Raw genomic sequence first — 14104 nt, 5'->3', positions numbered from 1 at the left:
TCCATCGGCGGGAACCTCTCCGTCGCCGGCGCCACCAACCTGCAGAACTCCCTCACCGTGGCGGGGGCCACCACCCTGCAGAACAGCCTCTCGGTCGCCGGGGCCACCACCCTCAACGGCGCTACCACGGTCAACAATTCGCTCACCGTTAACGGCGCCTCCACCTTCAACGGCAACCAGACGGTGAACGGCAGCCAGACCGTCAATGGCAACCAGGCGGTGAATGGCAACCAGTCCGTTTCCGGCAATCAACTGGTTGGCGGCAATTCCACCATCACCGGCAACCAGTCCATTGGCGGGAACCTCTCCGTCGCCGGTGCAACCAACCTGCAGAACTCCCTCAATGTGGCCGGTGCCACCACCCTGCAGAACAGCCTCTCAGTCGCCGGGGCCACCACCCTCAACGGCGCCACCACGGTCAACAATTCGCTCACAGTGGCTGGGCCCACCACCCTTCAAGGCAATCTCACTGTTGATACCCTTGCTGGCGCTGGTTCCGGGCTAATCATTGCCAACAGCACCGGCACTCTTTCTCGGTCCAATATCAGCGGTTCCGCTCTCAATAGCCTCAACTGCGTCGGTAACGGTCCTGATGCCGTTTGCTATGGCCCCAATGCCGTAGCCAACGGCGCCAACACCACCGCCATCGGAGCCGGTTCAACAGCTAACGGCAGTGGCGCCTCTGCGCTTGGCAGCCAGGCCAACGCAGCCTTCGAAAGCGCCACGGCCATCGGTAACCTAGCCACTGCCTCTGGAGTGGGCGCAACGGCCATTGGCTCCTCCAGCCAAGCTACGGCTGCCAATAGCCTTGCCATCGGCAGCGGAGCTGAATCCAGCTACGCCAATGCCACTGCCATCGGAGACGGCGCCACGGCAATCAGGGCCGGGAATGGTGCATCCAGTTCCGTAACTCTCGGACAAAGCGGGAACGGCACTAGTGAATACTATCTACCCGGCCTCTCCAACAAGCCAGCCACAGGAACTGAGTATCTGATCATCGACTCACAGGGGAGGGTTCAAACAGGCACCGCAACTATCGCGCCTAACTACATCATCGCGGTTCAGAACGTGTTCAATTGCACGTACCAAGGCATTGACGCGAGTTGCTATGGCGAAGGTGCCTCCGCAGTTGGAGACTACGCCAGCGCCATTGGCGCGAACAGCACCGCAAGGGGATTCGGATCCACCGCCGTAGGTGCAGACTCTTTTGCGGGCAATCAATCCACTGCGCTAGGAACACTGGCACTCGGCATCGGGAGCAATTCCGTAGCTATGGGCACGGCGGCATTTGCCATCGGAAATCGTTCGATTGCGATTGGCGAACTCTCCCTAACCGGAGGAGCAAACTCCATTGCTATCGGATTCAATTCCCTCACGGGGGGAACAAACTCGATCGCGATTGGCATCGGAGCCTCTGCGCTTGATGCCGATTCGATCGCCATTGGCGCGAATGCCCAAACCACCCGAAGCAACCAGGTAGCGATTGGGACTTCGGCCACAGAGGTAACGATCGCAAATATCTCAGGCAGTGGCAATCAGCTGGTCTTCGCCAATGCCGATGGCACCCTCAAGCGGTACACGGGATCAACCACTCTTGACACAGACTTAAGCATTTCTGGCAACCAGAGAGTCGGTGGCAACCTCTCCGTGGCTGGAGCCACGACCCTCAACGGCGCCACCACGGTCAATAACTCCCTCACCGTCAATGGCAACCAGTCGGTGAACGGCAACCAGTCCGTTTCCGGCAATCAGCTCGTTGGCGGTAATTCCTCCATCACTGGCAACCAATCCGTTGGCGGCAACCTCGCGGTGGCGGGTACCACCACCCTCAACGGTGCCACAACGGTCAACAACTCCCTCACCGTCAATGGTAACCAGACGGTGAACGGCAACCAGTCCGTTTCCGGCAATCAACTGGTTGGCGGCAATTCCGCTATCACCGGCAACCAGTCCATTGGCGGCAGCCTCACCGTCGCTGGTGCAACCAACCTGCAGAACTCCCTCAATGTGGCCGGTGCCACCACCCTGCAGAACAGCCTCTCGGTCGCCGGGGCCACCACCCTCAACGGCGCCACCACGGTCAACAATTCGCTCACCGTTAACGGCGCCTCCACCTTCAACGGCAACCAGACGGTGAACGGCAACCAGTCTGTTTCGGGCAACCAATCCATCGGCGGCAACCTTTCGGTCGCCGGCACCACCACACTCAACGGTGCCACCACGGTCAACAACTCCCTCACCGTCAACGGCGCCTCCACCTTCAACGGCAACCAGACGGTGAACGGCAACCAGTCCATTTCCGGCAATCAGCTCGTTGGTGGCAATTCCACCATCACCGGCAACCAATCTGTTGGCGGCAACTTCTTTGTGCTAGGAGCTACCAACCTTCAGAACTCCCTGACTGTCAGTGGGCCAACCAACCTGCAGAACAGCCTTTTTGTAGGCGGCAGCACCACCCTGAATGGCGCCACCACCATCAACAACTCCCTCAGCGTTAGTGGGAATCAGAGCGTTAGCGGCAGTCTTTCCGTAACTGGACCCACAACCTTGAACGGCGGGGCAACAATCAACAACGGCCTTACATTGAGCGGTCCACTCACGATCAATGGCCAAACGATCGGCAGCTCTGCCATCAATGCCCTGAACTGCGTTGGCACGGGAGCCAACGCCGTGTGCTACGGGCCCAATGCCCAGGCCACGGCAAACTTCGCCACCGCCATCGGTTCCGACAGCCGCAGTGCCGGCACTAACAGCCTTGCCCTGGGAGCCGGTGCAACGGCCAACTTCGCGGGATCCACGGCCCTGGGGGCAGGCGCCCAGGCCACTGCAGCCAACCGCATCACGATTGGAACCAACAACACTTCGATTCAACTGCCCTCCCTCACCGGCACGGGATCCCCGGGGGTTGTTGATGTCCTGAGCCCAGATGTGAATGGCGTGGTGCGGGTTACAACCTTCCCCACCAACACCACCACCTTCTGCAACCGCACCGGAGCGGGCTCCACCTGCTATGGACCCAACTCCGAGGCCTTCGGGATTGGAGACACCGCTATCGGCACCAACGCTACGGCTGATGGAACCATCGGTGCCACCGCTCTCGGTGCCTTCACCGAAGCCAATGGCAATGGATCCACTGCGCTCGGCGTCGCCAGCTCGGCCGATGGTGACTTCTCTCTGGCTGTCGGCTTTGGAGCCAATGCCTCCAGCAGCAATGGCCTTGGCTCCATGGCCATCGGCAGCCTCAGCAGGGTGGCGGGAGAGGGCTCAGCAGCAATTGGTCTCGGCGCCCAGGCCAGTGGAGTCAATGCTCAGGCCTTTGGAACCGCGGCCACTGCCACGGGCAACAACACCCAGGCCTTCGGCGCGGCAGCGTCTGCAACCGGGGTCAACTCCCAGGCCTTCGGCTCCAACGCCAGCGCCAGTGGAACCGATGCCCTGGCTTTCGGTTCCAGTTCCACCGCCTCCGGGACCAACACCACCGCCCTTGGCACCGGTGCCTCTGCAAGCGGGGTGAACACCCAGGCTCTTGGTGCTGGTGCACTCTCCAATGGTGTTGATTCTTTGGCGGTTGGATCCAATGCCCGTGCCACTGGTTCGCAGGTGAGTGCCATTGGTGCCGGCGCAGTGGCCAATGGTTTCAATGCCATTTCCTATGGCACCGGTGCAACGGCCAATGGACGCAATGTTGTGGCCATCGGCACGAACGCCAGAGCAGAAGGTTTCAACACCAATGGCGTGGCGATCGGCACCGATGCCTTTGCTTCCGGTACGGATGTGACCGCTCTCGGCGCTGGGGCTCAGGCTACCGGCGTGGGATCTACCGCCATCGGCAGCGGCGCCACCACCACACGAAACAACCAGATCGTGTTGGGCACCGCCACAACCACGGTCACTGCGCCCAACCTTGCCGGCCAGGGCACCGAACTCGTTGCTGCCAATGGCGATGGCACCCTGGTGCGCTCCGTCGGGATCAGCGCCAGCGGAGGCTCCCTCACAGTGCAGAACGGGCTCACTGTGGTCGGCCCCACCACCTTGAACGGGGGAGCCAATATTTCCAACGGCCTCAGCGTGCAGGGAGGGGCTAATGTGGACACCCTGAATGTGACTGGATCCACCAATATCGGTGGCAGTCTCAACGTGAGTGGCCCCTCCACATTCAATAACAATGTGACCATCAACGGCGGGCTTTCTGCCTCAGGTCCCGTCAGCCTCACGGGCCTGGCCAACAACAATAACTTCGCCGTTGACAAATACCAATCCGGCCAACGGCGACTGCTCACCATTGACGGCAGCGGCAACTCCGGCACCTCGCGGCTCACTGTTCCCCAGGTGGAAACTGCTGTGACCCAGACCGTGCCCCGACTTGAGAATTCCGTTTCACAGCTTGGCAGGGCTGTCGAAACCACCGGCGCCATGGCGGCGGCGTTCTCTGCCGTGCCTGAAGTCTCCCTGCAAGAGGATGAGCCGGTACGTTGTGGATTCGGGGCCGGTGGCTTCGGCTCTCAATACGCTGTTGCTGCAGGCTGTGCCGTGCGCGTGGCGGATCGGGTGCACATCAATGGTGCTCTTTCCTATGCACCCTCGGTGGACTACGGCTATGGATCCACACCTTCGGTGGGCGGCCGGCTGGGCTTCTCCTTCCCCCTGGGCAAGATCGACAAGAGCCGCTCTCCCCAGGCCCACCAGATCGCAGCCGTGAGCGATGACCTGATCGCCCTTCGCCAGCAGGTGAACCAGCGCGATCAGCAGATCGGAGAGCTCAAGCAGCAACTTGAGAAACTTGAGGCCTCGCAGGAAGCACGGGGTGGCAGCCAGACAGCAACATCAGAGGTCACCACGCAACTGATCGCGTTGCTGAAGCAGAGAATCGAAGAGCTGGAGAGCGTAAAGAAAAAGTCTGAAGAGGAAGACAAGCGTCAGAACGGTGTGATCCAGAAGCTTCAGGACCAACTGGCAGACCAGGAATCTCGCTTCAAGAAGATGATGGAGCAGATCCGAACCCTTCTACCGGGCGGCAAAGTTTCTCTCGACTCTTCCAGTCAGAACTGACAGCCCCCCCTGGAATGCTCTCTCTCTGTATTCGCCTTTCTTCTTTCTGTAAGTACCAATCACTCCCCATGAATCGTTCCCTCTCCATACTCGTCTGCCTCGGTCTCATCGTTTCAGCTCCTGCTGCCGTGCTGGCCCAGCAGAAACCAGCCTCGTCAGCGGTGAACGATGCCCAGTTGCGGCAGCAATTCCGCGATGGCTTCTTGCGCGGCTGTCTGGGTAACAATCTCGCGGGGATCCGCAACAAGACCCAGTACTGCACCTGTCTTGCCGACGCCTACAACTCCCGTTACGACGGAGCCACCCTGGCAGCGATCTCTCAGTTCGCCACCACTGCCGGCAATGCCGGGACCACGCTGGTGAACCTGATGATGCAGCCGGAAACACAGCGGTGCAAGGCAGCGAACTCCTAACGGCGGCAGTTCGGCCTCAGGAGCCCAGCCAGGCACAATCGGGCCATGGAGCCAGCCAGTACAGACAGCCACTCTGCTGACGGAAGCGTGGAGATCCTCGACTCCCGCGCCTGGAAACGGGCCGAGCGGGCAGTGTGCTGCCTCCCCTATCGGCGCGACTTCTACCTGATGGTGAGCGGGCAGGCGATCAGCAGCACCAGCTTTTGTGGCCGCAACGACCTGCATCCGCTCTTCCGGGGCGGAAGTCCTGTCCCTGACTCTGTGGAACGCGACTGGATCTGGTTGATCCGGCTGGGCGTGCTGCGGCGGGAGGTGGATGGTCAGGGGCTGACGGAGCGAGTGCGACTCACCCCTATGGGCCGACAGATCCTGGCCCACTGGCCAACCGACTTTCCCAGGCCCACGCCCCTGCTGAGGCTGCAGCACTGGCTCAGTCGGCATCGGCCCCGTCGATGAGCGGAGCCTGTTCAGCGCCCCCGTCCCTCACTCCCCTGATGGTGCTGGGCACCAGCAGCGGAGCGGGGAAATCGCTGATGACGGCGGCCCTCTGCCGGGTGTTGAAGCGTCGCGGTGAAACGCCCCTGCCCTTCAAGGGGCAGAACATGAGCAACAACGCCTGGGTGGATCCGGCTGGCGGCGAGATGGCCTACTCCCAGGCCCTGCAGGCCTGGGCCGCGGGGGTGGAGCCTGTGGCCGCGATGAACCCGGTGTTACTCAAGCCGCGGGGCGACAGCACCAGCGAGGTGATCCACCTCGGCCGCTCGGTGGGCACCGCCCGGGCCGAGCACTACTACCGCGATTGGTTCCGGCCCGGTTGGCGGGCGATCCGTCAGGGCCTGACGGAGCTTCAACAGCAGCACCCTGGTGGCCGGCTGGTGCTGGAGGGGGCCGGCAGCCCCGTGGAGGTGAACCTGCAGGCTCGCGATCTCACCAACCTGCGTCTGGCCCAGTTTCTGCGGGCCCGTTGTCTGCTGGTGGCCGACATTGAGCGCGGTGGTGTCTTCGCCCAGATCGTCGGCACCCTGGCGCTGCTGCGTCCGGTCGAGCGCCCGCTGATCCGGGGCCTGTTGATCAACCGCTTCCGGGGGCGGCGTGAGCTGTTCGATGCCGGCCGCGGCTGGCTGGAGGCGCAGACCGGGGTGCCGGTGCTGGGGGTGATGCCCTGGCTGGAGGAGCTGTTTCCACCGGAAGACTCGCTCGATCTGCTGGAGCGGCGCGGCCGCAAGAGCGGCGCCGAGCTGGAGATCGCCGTGCTGCGGCTGCCCTCGCTCAGCAACTTCTCCGACCTCGATCCGCTCGAAGCGGAACCCAGCGTGCAACTGCGCTGGATCCGGCCCGGCGAGGAGCTGGGCCGGCCCGATGCCCTGATCCTGCCGGGCAGCAAGCAGACCCTGCGCGATCTGGCTGGCCTGCAGGGGGCTGGCCTGAATGAGGAGATCGCCGCCTACCTGGCCGGCGGCGGCCAGGTGTTCGGCCTCTGCGGCGGCCTGCAGATGCTGGGCCAGCGGTTGCAGGATCCCGAGGGTCTGGAAGGTCTCGAAGTCGCCATACCAGGCGCCTCGCCCAGCACGCTGCCAGGCCTCGGCCTGTTGCCGCTGGCCACCGTATTCAGCCCCGCCAAGACCCTGCGCCAGCGCCACAGCACCGCCCTCTGGCCGCCGGGCGCCCCGCTGCAGCTGGAGGGTTTCGAGCTGCACCACGGCCGCACTGAACTCCTGGAATCGGGCCCTGGCCCTGGCCCCTGCGCCCCCCTGGCGGCGGAGGCAGGGCTGGGCTGGTGGCGTTCAGCTGGTGAGCAGGGCGGCGTGGTGGCGGGCACCTACCTGCACGGCGTCTTCGAGAACGGACCCTGGCGGCGGCGATGGCTGAACCAGTTGCGACAGCGCCGCGGTCTTCCCCCTCTGAGCGAGCACCAGCCCCACCACGGCCGCCAGCGCGACGTCCTGCTGGATCGCCTCGCCGATGCCTTTGAAGCCCACGTGGACCTGGTCCCGTTGCTGGGAACCCCTCGGCAGCCTGGCGCGCCGATCAACACCGGTTAGCGCAACACCGCTTAGCGCAACACCGGTGAACTCCGCATCCCCCAGGCCCCACCAGCCAGGGCGAGCCCCAGCAACGGCAGCTCGCCGAACCGGTCATAGGGGGTCAAGCCCTCACGCGGCTCCAGGCTGAGTACCGCCGTGACCGGCCTGCCCGGGGGGAGGACGGCGCGCAGGCGGCCGGAGCTGTCGATCACCAGACTGGGGCCGGTGTTGGCCGCACTCACCAGCCAGCGACCTGTTTCCAGGGCCCGCAGCTGGGCCAGGGCCTGGAACTGGCCCTGGAGCTGGGCGGGGTAGGGGTCGAGATTGGCGCTGGCCAGCAGCCACTGCGCCCCGGCGGCCACGGCGGCCCGCTGGCCAAAACCATCGGCGATCTCGTAGCAGATCGCTACCCCGATCGCCCCGCCAGGCCGCATCAGCAGCCGCGACGGCGACCCCGGCGTGATCCCCCCCACGGCCGAGAGCCCACTCCAGCGCCACAGGTTGGCCAGGGGCACCCATTCCCCCAGCGGCACGACCCGGGCCTTATCGATCCAGCCGCTGGGGCGAACCTGATCGCCAGCCGCAAAGCGCAGCACGCTGCTGCGCACGTCCGCGTCCTGGCGCCGAAAGCCGCCGCTGAGCACTTCGGTGGGTGCGGGATCTGGCAGGGGCTGATCCAGCGGCAGGGCACCCTCGGGCAGCAGCAACGCATCGATCGGCTCGCCAGTCGTCGCTGCCGCCACGGCCAGCTGTTGCGCTGCCGCCAGCCTTTGCAGCAGTAGCTGCTGCTGGACTGCTTCGAATTTCTGCCGGGTGGGAATCGCTGGCTGCACCACCAGCAGCCGCAGAGCATTGTCAGGTGCCGGCAACCCAGTTAAGGCCAGGGAAGCTCTCGCTGCCTGAGCACCTGTGGTCTGCTGCGAAGCCCGCAACAGAGCGGCACCCACACCATGCAGAAATAGAACGGCCAGGAGTCCGCCCAGCAGCGCCGCCATCCCCTCAGACCAACGGCGGCGCACCCACAGCCGCAAGACACGCCACAGCAGCCAGCCGATCAGGAGCTGCAACGCCGCCACCAGGCCGGCGCCGCCGAGGCTCGCCCAGGCCGCCAGGGCACGATCACCCGGCAGTGCCGAAGCCCCCAGGCCGATCCAGAAGAGCGGGCCGCGGGCCAGTAGCACCTCGACCAGGCCCCAGAGCGCCGCCGCCGTGATCGCCGCCCCCAGGCCACCGGCTCCCCACCAGTCCTCCAGACGCGTCAAGACAGCCAGCCACAGGGCCACCAGCAGGGCTCCAGCCAGGCCGCACAGCCCCCAGAGCAGCAGGCAGAGGGGCAGGCTGAGGGGGAGGGGGACTCCCACCCAGTCGAGGGGATGGAGCCAGAGCAACCAGCGGTGGCTCACCAGCACCGCCGCAGCCCCCCAGGCCCAGCCACCCCGCCAGCTGAGCGGCGAGCGCGGCAAGGCCCAGAGCAGCGCCAGGGCCGGCCACAGCAGCCAGGGAGCTCCCAATGGCGGCAGAGCCAGGCCTGCCCCAGCGCCAGCGACGGCCGCTCCAATCCACCAGCGACACCGGTCAGCTCCCATGGCTGTGGAGCCTAGGAACGGCCAATCTGGTCACAGCAAGATGGCCGCCGATCCATGGACCAGGGCAACCTGCTGCAGATGCTGCTGTTGCGCGGCCTCGGCACCACATCGCTGGTGGGCGACCGGCTGCGGCTGGTGAGTCAGGACTGGGTCCGCAGCGGTCGGCTGGATCCCGGCCAGGCCTCCGCCCTGGTGGAGGACGTGCTCAAGGCCCTGCGCGGCGAAACGCCTGAGCTGGAGCAGCAGGCGGAGCGGCAGCTGGAACGCAACCGCGATCAACTGCTCGAGGATCTGGGCCTGGCACGCCAGCGCGAACTGGATGAGCTACGGGGGCGCATCGACCGGCTGGAGCAGGCCCTGCGGCAGCGCCAGATCAGCTCCGACTCCTCCGACTGAGTCAGTCGCCACCGCCCAGGCGGGAACGGTTCAGGGGGCAGAATCGGCAGAGTCCAACCGTTCCTTGCCCGCCGCCCCATGCGCGACATCCTGATCAGCTCGGCGGTGTTCGTGGCCTGCCTGATGGTGGCCTTCGTGAGCCAGCTGGTGGCCCCCTCCACCGTGATTGGCGCGGCCAGTGCCGAATCTTCCGTGGCCGGCGCATTAGCCAGTCCGGCAGTGGCCGTGACCAACGCGGCAGCCAGCAACGGCATGGCGGCTCAGGCTCTCAATGCCCCTGCCGTGAGCAGGCCCGCTCGCGCCGTTGTGCAGGCACCGCTGGAACTCGATCCCAACGATCCCAACCCCACCCTGTTCGCCATGGCTTCTGATTCGCCGATCCCCAGCTCCACAGGAGAGGCCCTGGCCCAGGGGGCTGCGTCCCTCGGCGGAGCGATCGATGCCCCCAAGGAGCGGGTCACCCCCAGCGGGCTGCGCATCACCGACCTGGTGATCGGCGATGGTCCCGAGGCTCAGAGCGGCCAGACGGTGGTGGTGAACTACCGCGGCACCCTGGAAAGCGGCAAGGAATTCGACTCCAGCTACGGCCGTGGCCCCTTCTCCTTTCCCCTCGGTGCCGGCCGGGTGATCCGCGGCTGGGACGAAGGTGTGGCCGGCATGCAGGTGGGCGGCAAGCGCAAGCTGGTGATTCCCTCTGATCTGGCCTATGGCGAACGGGGCGCCGGCGGTGTGATTCCCCCCAACGCCACCCTGATCTTCGAGGTGGAGCTGCTGCGGATCGGCCGCTGAAGGCTTGGCAGCTGGACGCTGAACTCGAACGCCTTCGCCGCCAGGTCCTGCGCTTGCCGTAGAGGCACGTGGCCCTTGCCAGACAGGAGCCCCACATCTGAAACCTGTAGTAATCGTTAGGATGCCTCTGACAAGGCTCCATCGAGCCTGACTCCCGTCCTGCCACGGGTGGACACCGAGCCCACGACTGAACGGCCCGGCCCTCCTGAGGCAGGCTTTCCCCAAGCCCTTTCCCTTCCCCCATGGCTCACACGCTGCCCGCGCTGCCCTATGGACTCGATGCGCTCGAGCCCCATATCAGCAGCCGGACCCTGGAGTTTCACCACGGCAAGCACCACAACGCTTACGTGACCAACCTCAACAACCTCGTGGCCGGCACCGACCTCGAGGCCAAGAGCCTGGAGGACACCATCACCGCCGTGGCCGGTGATTCCAGCAAGGCCGGTGTGTTCAACAACGCCGCCCAGGTGTGGAACCACAGCTTCTACTGGCAGTGCATGAAGCCCGGTGGTGGCGGCAGCCCCAGCGGCGCGCTTCTGGAGAAGATCAATGCCGATTTCGGCAGCTTCGAGAAGTTCGTGGAGGCCTTCAAGGCCGCCGGCGCCACCCAGTTCGGCAGTGGCTGGGCCTGGCTGGTGCTGGATGGCGGCACCCTCAAGGTGACCAAGACCGCCAACGCCGACCTGCCCCTGGCCCACGGTCAGAAGGCCCTGCTGACCATGGATGTGTGGGAGCACGCCTACTACCTGGATTACCAGAACCGCCGTCCCGACTACATCACCACCTACCTCGAGAAGCTGGTGAACTGGGACTTCGTGGCCGCCAACCTGGCCGCCGCCTGATTCACCATCCCATCACGCGCCCCCGGCGCCTCTGCCGAGAAGCCCCTGGGTATCCCAGGGGCTTTTTCTTTTGCCCGTCTCGGGGAAGAGCCTGGCTGTGCATTCTGAGCGGCTCAGACATGTGAGATCGTCACAACCCCTGACCGAAGAGTTGAGACTCCTTAGCGTGGGCCCAAGGCCAATCCCTGATCCTTGCTGCCGCAGCCTTCCCGCCGGGGATCTGCACTTCCTGCTACGCATCACAACCATGAAGAAGAGCCCGACCGAGAAAGGCATTAAGGAACTATTCAAGGGAATGTATACCTTCGGTGACAGCCTCACCGACTATGGCTCTCTGGCTGCCTACGCCTACAAAACAGTTCTTGATCCCACGGTGCTGCCGCCCTGGAGTGGTGTCACCTTCAGCAACGGCAATCCCGTGAGCCAGCTGGACCTACGCATCCGGCTTGGCCTCACGCCCGCTTCGATTCCAGCCCCCAATGAGCAGCTGCCCAGCCCCTACTATCTGCTCGCCAATCCCTATGTCGCGCCTCCCGGTCTCGGTATAGCCGGGGGCCCATCTTTTTCCATCGGCGGAGCCACCAGCGGCAGCGCGAGTGTGTACAACGTGCTGGAGGTGCCCGACCCAGCAACGAAGACCAAGGTGCCTCTGGCCACGCTGATTCCCCAGCTATCCAACACTGGAGTCCAGAACCAGATTCGAGCTGCGCTGGCCCAGGGTGTTCGCCCCACCTCCCGGGAACTCACCCTCGTCGAGGGTGGAGGCAATGACCTGCTGGTGGCACAGATCGAGGAAAACCCCGACCTTGCCGGTGTTTTCCAGCAGGCACTGGTCAACATGCGCGAAAACCTCAGCGTTCTCCTGCGGGCGATGGGCGCTCGTCAGCTGCTGACCTTCGGCATGGCTGATTTCAGAGGCACGGTGAACGGGGTGCCTTATCAGATGCCCTTCCTCAGCGAAATCCTTGCGGCAGCCAGCGCTCCCGATGCTCCGGCCTGGTTGCAGCAGTGGAAGCAATTCGACGACGCCGGCGGCCTCGAGACGTTCCAGCGGGACTATGCCGCAATGGTTGCCGATGTCGCCCGGCAGTTCCCCTATGCGGCAGTGATCTATCACTCACCCGAATTTGGAGCCAACTGGAAGCTCTATGGCGAGCAGCTTGGGGATTTCGCCGACTACGGCATCCAGGACACACTGTCCTATGCCCAGGCCAAGGACCAACCCCTTACAGAGCAGGAAACCAACTCCTTCCTCTACTTCGACACCGTCCACAATGCCAGCAACGGCCAGGTGATGGCGGGCAAGGCCATGGCCCTTACCCTGAAGAGCGCCGTTTCAGCCATTGAGGGCGCAACCCTGGGCGCCAGGGAAATTGGCAACAACCGGCCCAATCTGCTTGTGGCGCAGAGCGGCAACACCGAACTGATCGGCCTGGGTGCAGGCGATGTTCTGCTCGGCAATCGCGGCAATGATGCCCTGTCGGGCGATCAGGGCAACGACAGTCTGGAAGGCGGGCGTGGCACCGACTGGCTCAGCGGTGGCAGGGGATCAGACACCCTCACCGGCGGCCGCGGTGCCGACTTCTTTGCCTACGAGCTGCAGGATGTGCGTGCCTCCTGGCGGGATGTGATCACCGATTTCAACGGCGCCGAAGGCGATCGGCTGGGGCTCACCGCCATACTCGATGGCACCGACCCCTTTGCAAATCCGGGCTGGACGTTCATCGGGGTGGAACGGTTCACAGGCAGTGGAGAGGAACTGCGCTTCGTCGGCGGCGTACTGAAGGGCGATGCCGATGGGGATGGACGGGCCGATCTGCGCATCCGGCTGGAGGGCATCAATGCCTTTGACGCCGGCTGGATCACCTGAGCGGCCGCGACTGCCCCAGCACCGCCTCCGGCGCGATCCACATGGCATCGCCATAGGAGAAGAAGCGATACTCCCGCTCGATCGCCTCGGCGTAGAGATCGAGCAGGCGCCGCCGGCCGATCAGGGCACTCACCAGCAGCAGCAGCGAGCTCTTCGGCAGGTGGAAGTTGGTGAGCAGGCCCTGCACCACCGCGAAGCGGAAGCCGGGCTGGATCACCAGGTTCACCGGCCCCGTGTGGGGCTTCAGAACGCCGCCGTGCAGGACCGCCACCCCCTCGAGGCTGCGCACGCTGGTGGTGCCGATGGCGATCACCCGCCCGTCCCGGGCGCGGCAGGCCTGCACGGCCGCCACCAGGGCCTCGTTCACCTCCACCCACTCGCTGTGGAGTTCGAGGCCGCGCAGGTCTTCGGTTTCCACCGGCCGGAAGGTACCCAGACCCACGTGCAGGGTGGTGGTGGCGATCTCCACCCCGCGGGCCCGGATCGCGGCGAGCAGCTCATCGCTGAGGTGCAGCCCAGCTGTGGGGGCGGCCACCGCACCCGGGCGGGAGGCATAGCGGGTCTGGTAGCGCTCGTTATCGCTGGTGTCGTGTTCGTGGATGTAGGGCGGCAGTGGGATCGCGCCATAGGCCAGCAGCAGCGGTTCGAGGCCGGCGGCATCGGTGCACTCCGGCGGAAACTGAACGATCCGGCCACCGGTGTCGGGATCGCTCTCCAGCACCTCCACGCTCAGGGGAGGCTGCCCCTCGGCCAGCAGCTCCAGCTGGTCACCGGGGCGCAGGCGCTTGGCCGGCCGGGCCAGGCAGAGCCAGCGGGCCTCCTCCCGGGGTTCGAGCACCAGCAGTTCCACGGCGCCACCGCTGCCGGCACGGCGGGCCTGCAGCCGTGCCCGCAGCACACGGGTGTCGTTCACCACCAGCAGATCACCGGGCCGCAGCTCCTCCTGCAGATCCCAGACCGTGCGGTGGCGGCAGCCCGCATCGGCTTCCACCGCCAGCAGGCGGGCCGCATGGCGAGGCTCCACGGGGCGCTGGGCGATCCGCTCGGGCGGCAGCTCGAACCCATAGCTGGACAAGGCACGATCCTCCTGATCTCCCAGGGAGGACACCGCAGAATGGGAGGAGAGGGGCTGCAA

The 14104-nt window shown here is 65.0% G+C and carries 10 protein-coding genes; 8 read left to right on the top strand and 2 right to left on the bottom strand.

Annotated features, from left to right (window positions below; translation table 11 throughout):
• The 4 genes from KQ310_RS12800 to KQ310_RS12785 all read left to right on the top strand — a co-directional run.
• Nucleotides 1-5049, top strand: a 5049-nt coding sequence (locus KQ310_RS12800; protein WP_259722110.1) for a YadA-like family protein, incomplete at its 5' end; no start/stop codon positions are given.
• Between the two features lie 68 nt (nt 5050-5117).
• Complete coding sequence (locus KQ310_RS12795) at nt 5118-5462, top strand: hypothetical protein (RefSeq protein ID WP_259722109.1); 345 nt, start codon at nt 5118-5120, stop codon at nt 5460-5462.
• An 87-nt stretch (nt 5463-5549) separates the two neighbouring features.
• Nucleotides 5550-5918, top strand: coding sequence for an Npun_F0494 family protein (locus KQ310_RS12790; protein ID WP_259722108.1), 369 nt, complete (start codon nt 5550-5552; stop codon nt 5916-5918).
• Nucleotides 5915-7504 carry a cobyric acid synthase gene (locus KQ310_RS12785; RefSeq protein WP_259722107.1) on the top strand — a complete coding sequence of 530 codons (1590 nt, stop codon included), beginning with the start codon at nt 5915-5917 and terminating at the stop codon, nt 7502-7504. Before KQ310_RS12790 ends, KQ310_RS12785 begins: the two co-directional genes overlap by 4 nt.
• An 11-nt stretch (nt 7505-7515) precedes the next feature.
• Here KQ310_RS12785 and KQ310_RS12780 read toward each other — a convergent pair whose 3' ends face one another.
• Nucleotides 7516-8997, bottom strand: coding sequence for an apolipoprotein N-acyltransferase (locus KQ310_RS12780; protein WP_259722106.1), 1482 nt, complete (start codon nt 8995-8997; stop codon nt 7516-7518).
• Between the two features lie 129 nt (nt 8998-9126).
• On the opposite strand from KQ310_RS12780, the gene KQ310_RS12775 reads away from it, so the two are divergent.
• The 4 genes from KQ310_RS12775 to KQ310_RS12760 all read left to right on the top strand — a co-directional run bounded on the left by KQ310_RS12775 (nt 9127) and on the right by KQ310_RS12760 (nt 12969).
• Nucleotides 9127-9468 carry a phasin family protein gene (locus KQ310_RS12775; RefSeq protein ID WP_259722105.1) on the top strand — a complete coding sequence of 114 codons (342 nt, stop codon included), beginning with the start codon at nt 9127-9129 and terminating at the stop codon, nt 9466-9468.
• Between the two features lie 78 nt (nt 9469-9546).
• Nucleotides 9547-10257 (top strand): FKBP-type peptidyl-prolyl cis-trans isomerase, encoded by a 711-nt coding sequence (locus KQ310_RS12770; RefSeq protein WP_259722104.1) that lies wholly within the window; start codon nt 9547-9549, stop codon nt 10255-10257.
• A gap of 242 nt (nt 10258-10499) precedes the next feature.
• Nucleotides 10500-11099 carry a superoxide dismutase gene (locus KQ310_RS12765; RefSeq protein ID WP_259722103.1) on the top strand — a complete coding sequence of 200 codons (600 nt, stop codon included), beginning with the start codon at nt 10500-10502 and terminating at the stop codon, nt 11097-11099.
• 247 nt (nt 11100-11346) lie between these two features.
• Nucleotides 11347-12969: an SGNH/GDSL hydrolase family protein gene (locus KQ310_RS12760; protein ID WP_259722102.1), complete on the top strand. Its 1623-nt coding sequence runs from the start codon at nt 11347-11349 to the stop codon at nt 12967-12969.
• Here the strand turns inward: KQ310_RS12760 and queA are convergent.
• Nucleotides 12962-14068: a tRNA preQ1(34) S-adenosylmethionine ribosyltransferase-isomerase QueA gene (gene queA, locus KQ310_RS12755; RefSeq protein WP_259722117.1), complete on the bottom strand. Its 1107-nt coding sequence runs from the start codon at nt 14066-14068 to the stop codon at nt 12962-12964. The genes KQ310_RS12760 and queA overlap by 8 nt on opposite strands.
• Nucleotides 14069-14104: the final 36 nt, after the last annotated feature.

Source organism: Synechococcus sp. CS-1328 (assembly GCF_025128095.1).
Taxonomy (GTDB): Bacteria; Cyanobacteriota; Cyanobacteriia; order PCC-6307; family Cyanobiaceae; genus CBW1002.
Note: the sequence above shows the minus strand (reverse complement) of the source record. Positions and strands in the feature narration are given on the sequence as shown.

Bases quoted from the DNA above. Each gene is read 5' to 3' on its own strand.
- KQ310_RS12775 (WP_259722105.1), top strand. From the start codon at position 9,127: ATGGACCAGGGCAACCTGCTGCAGATGCTGCTGTTGCGCGGCCTCGGC.
- KQ310_RS12760 (WP_259722102.1), top strand. From the start codon at position 11,347: ATGAAGAAGAGCCCGACCGAGAAAGGCATTAAGGAACTATTCAAGGGA.
- KQ310_RS12770 (WP_259722104.1), top strand. From the start codon at position 9,547: ATGCGCGACATCCTGATCAGCTCGGCGGTGTTCGTGGCCTGCCTGATG.
- KQ310_RS12765 (WP_259722103.1), top strand. From the start codon at position 10,500: ATGGCTCACACGCTGCCCGCGCTGCCCTATGGACTCGATGCGCTCGAG.
- KQ310_RS12785 (WP_259722107.1), top strand. From the start codon at position 5,915: ATGAGCGGAGCCTGTTCAGCGCCCCCGTCCCTCACTCCCCTGATGGTG.
- KQ310_RS12795 (WP_259722109.1), top strand. From the start codon at position 5,118: ATGAATCGTTCCCTCTCCATACTCGTCTGCCTCGGTCTCATCGTTTCA.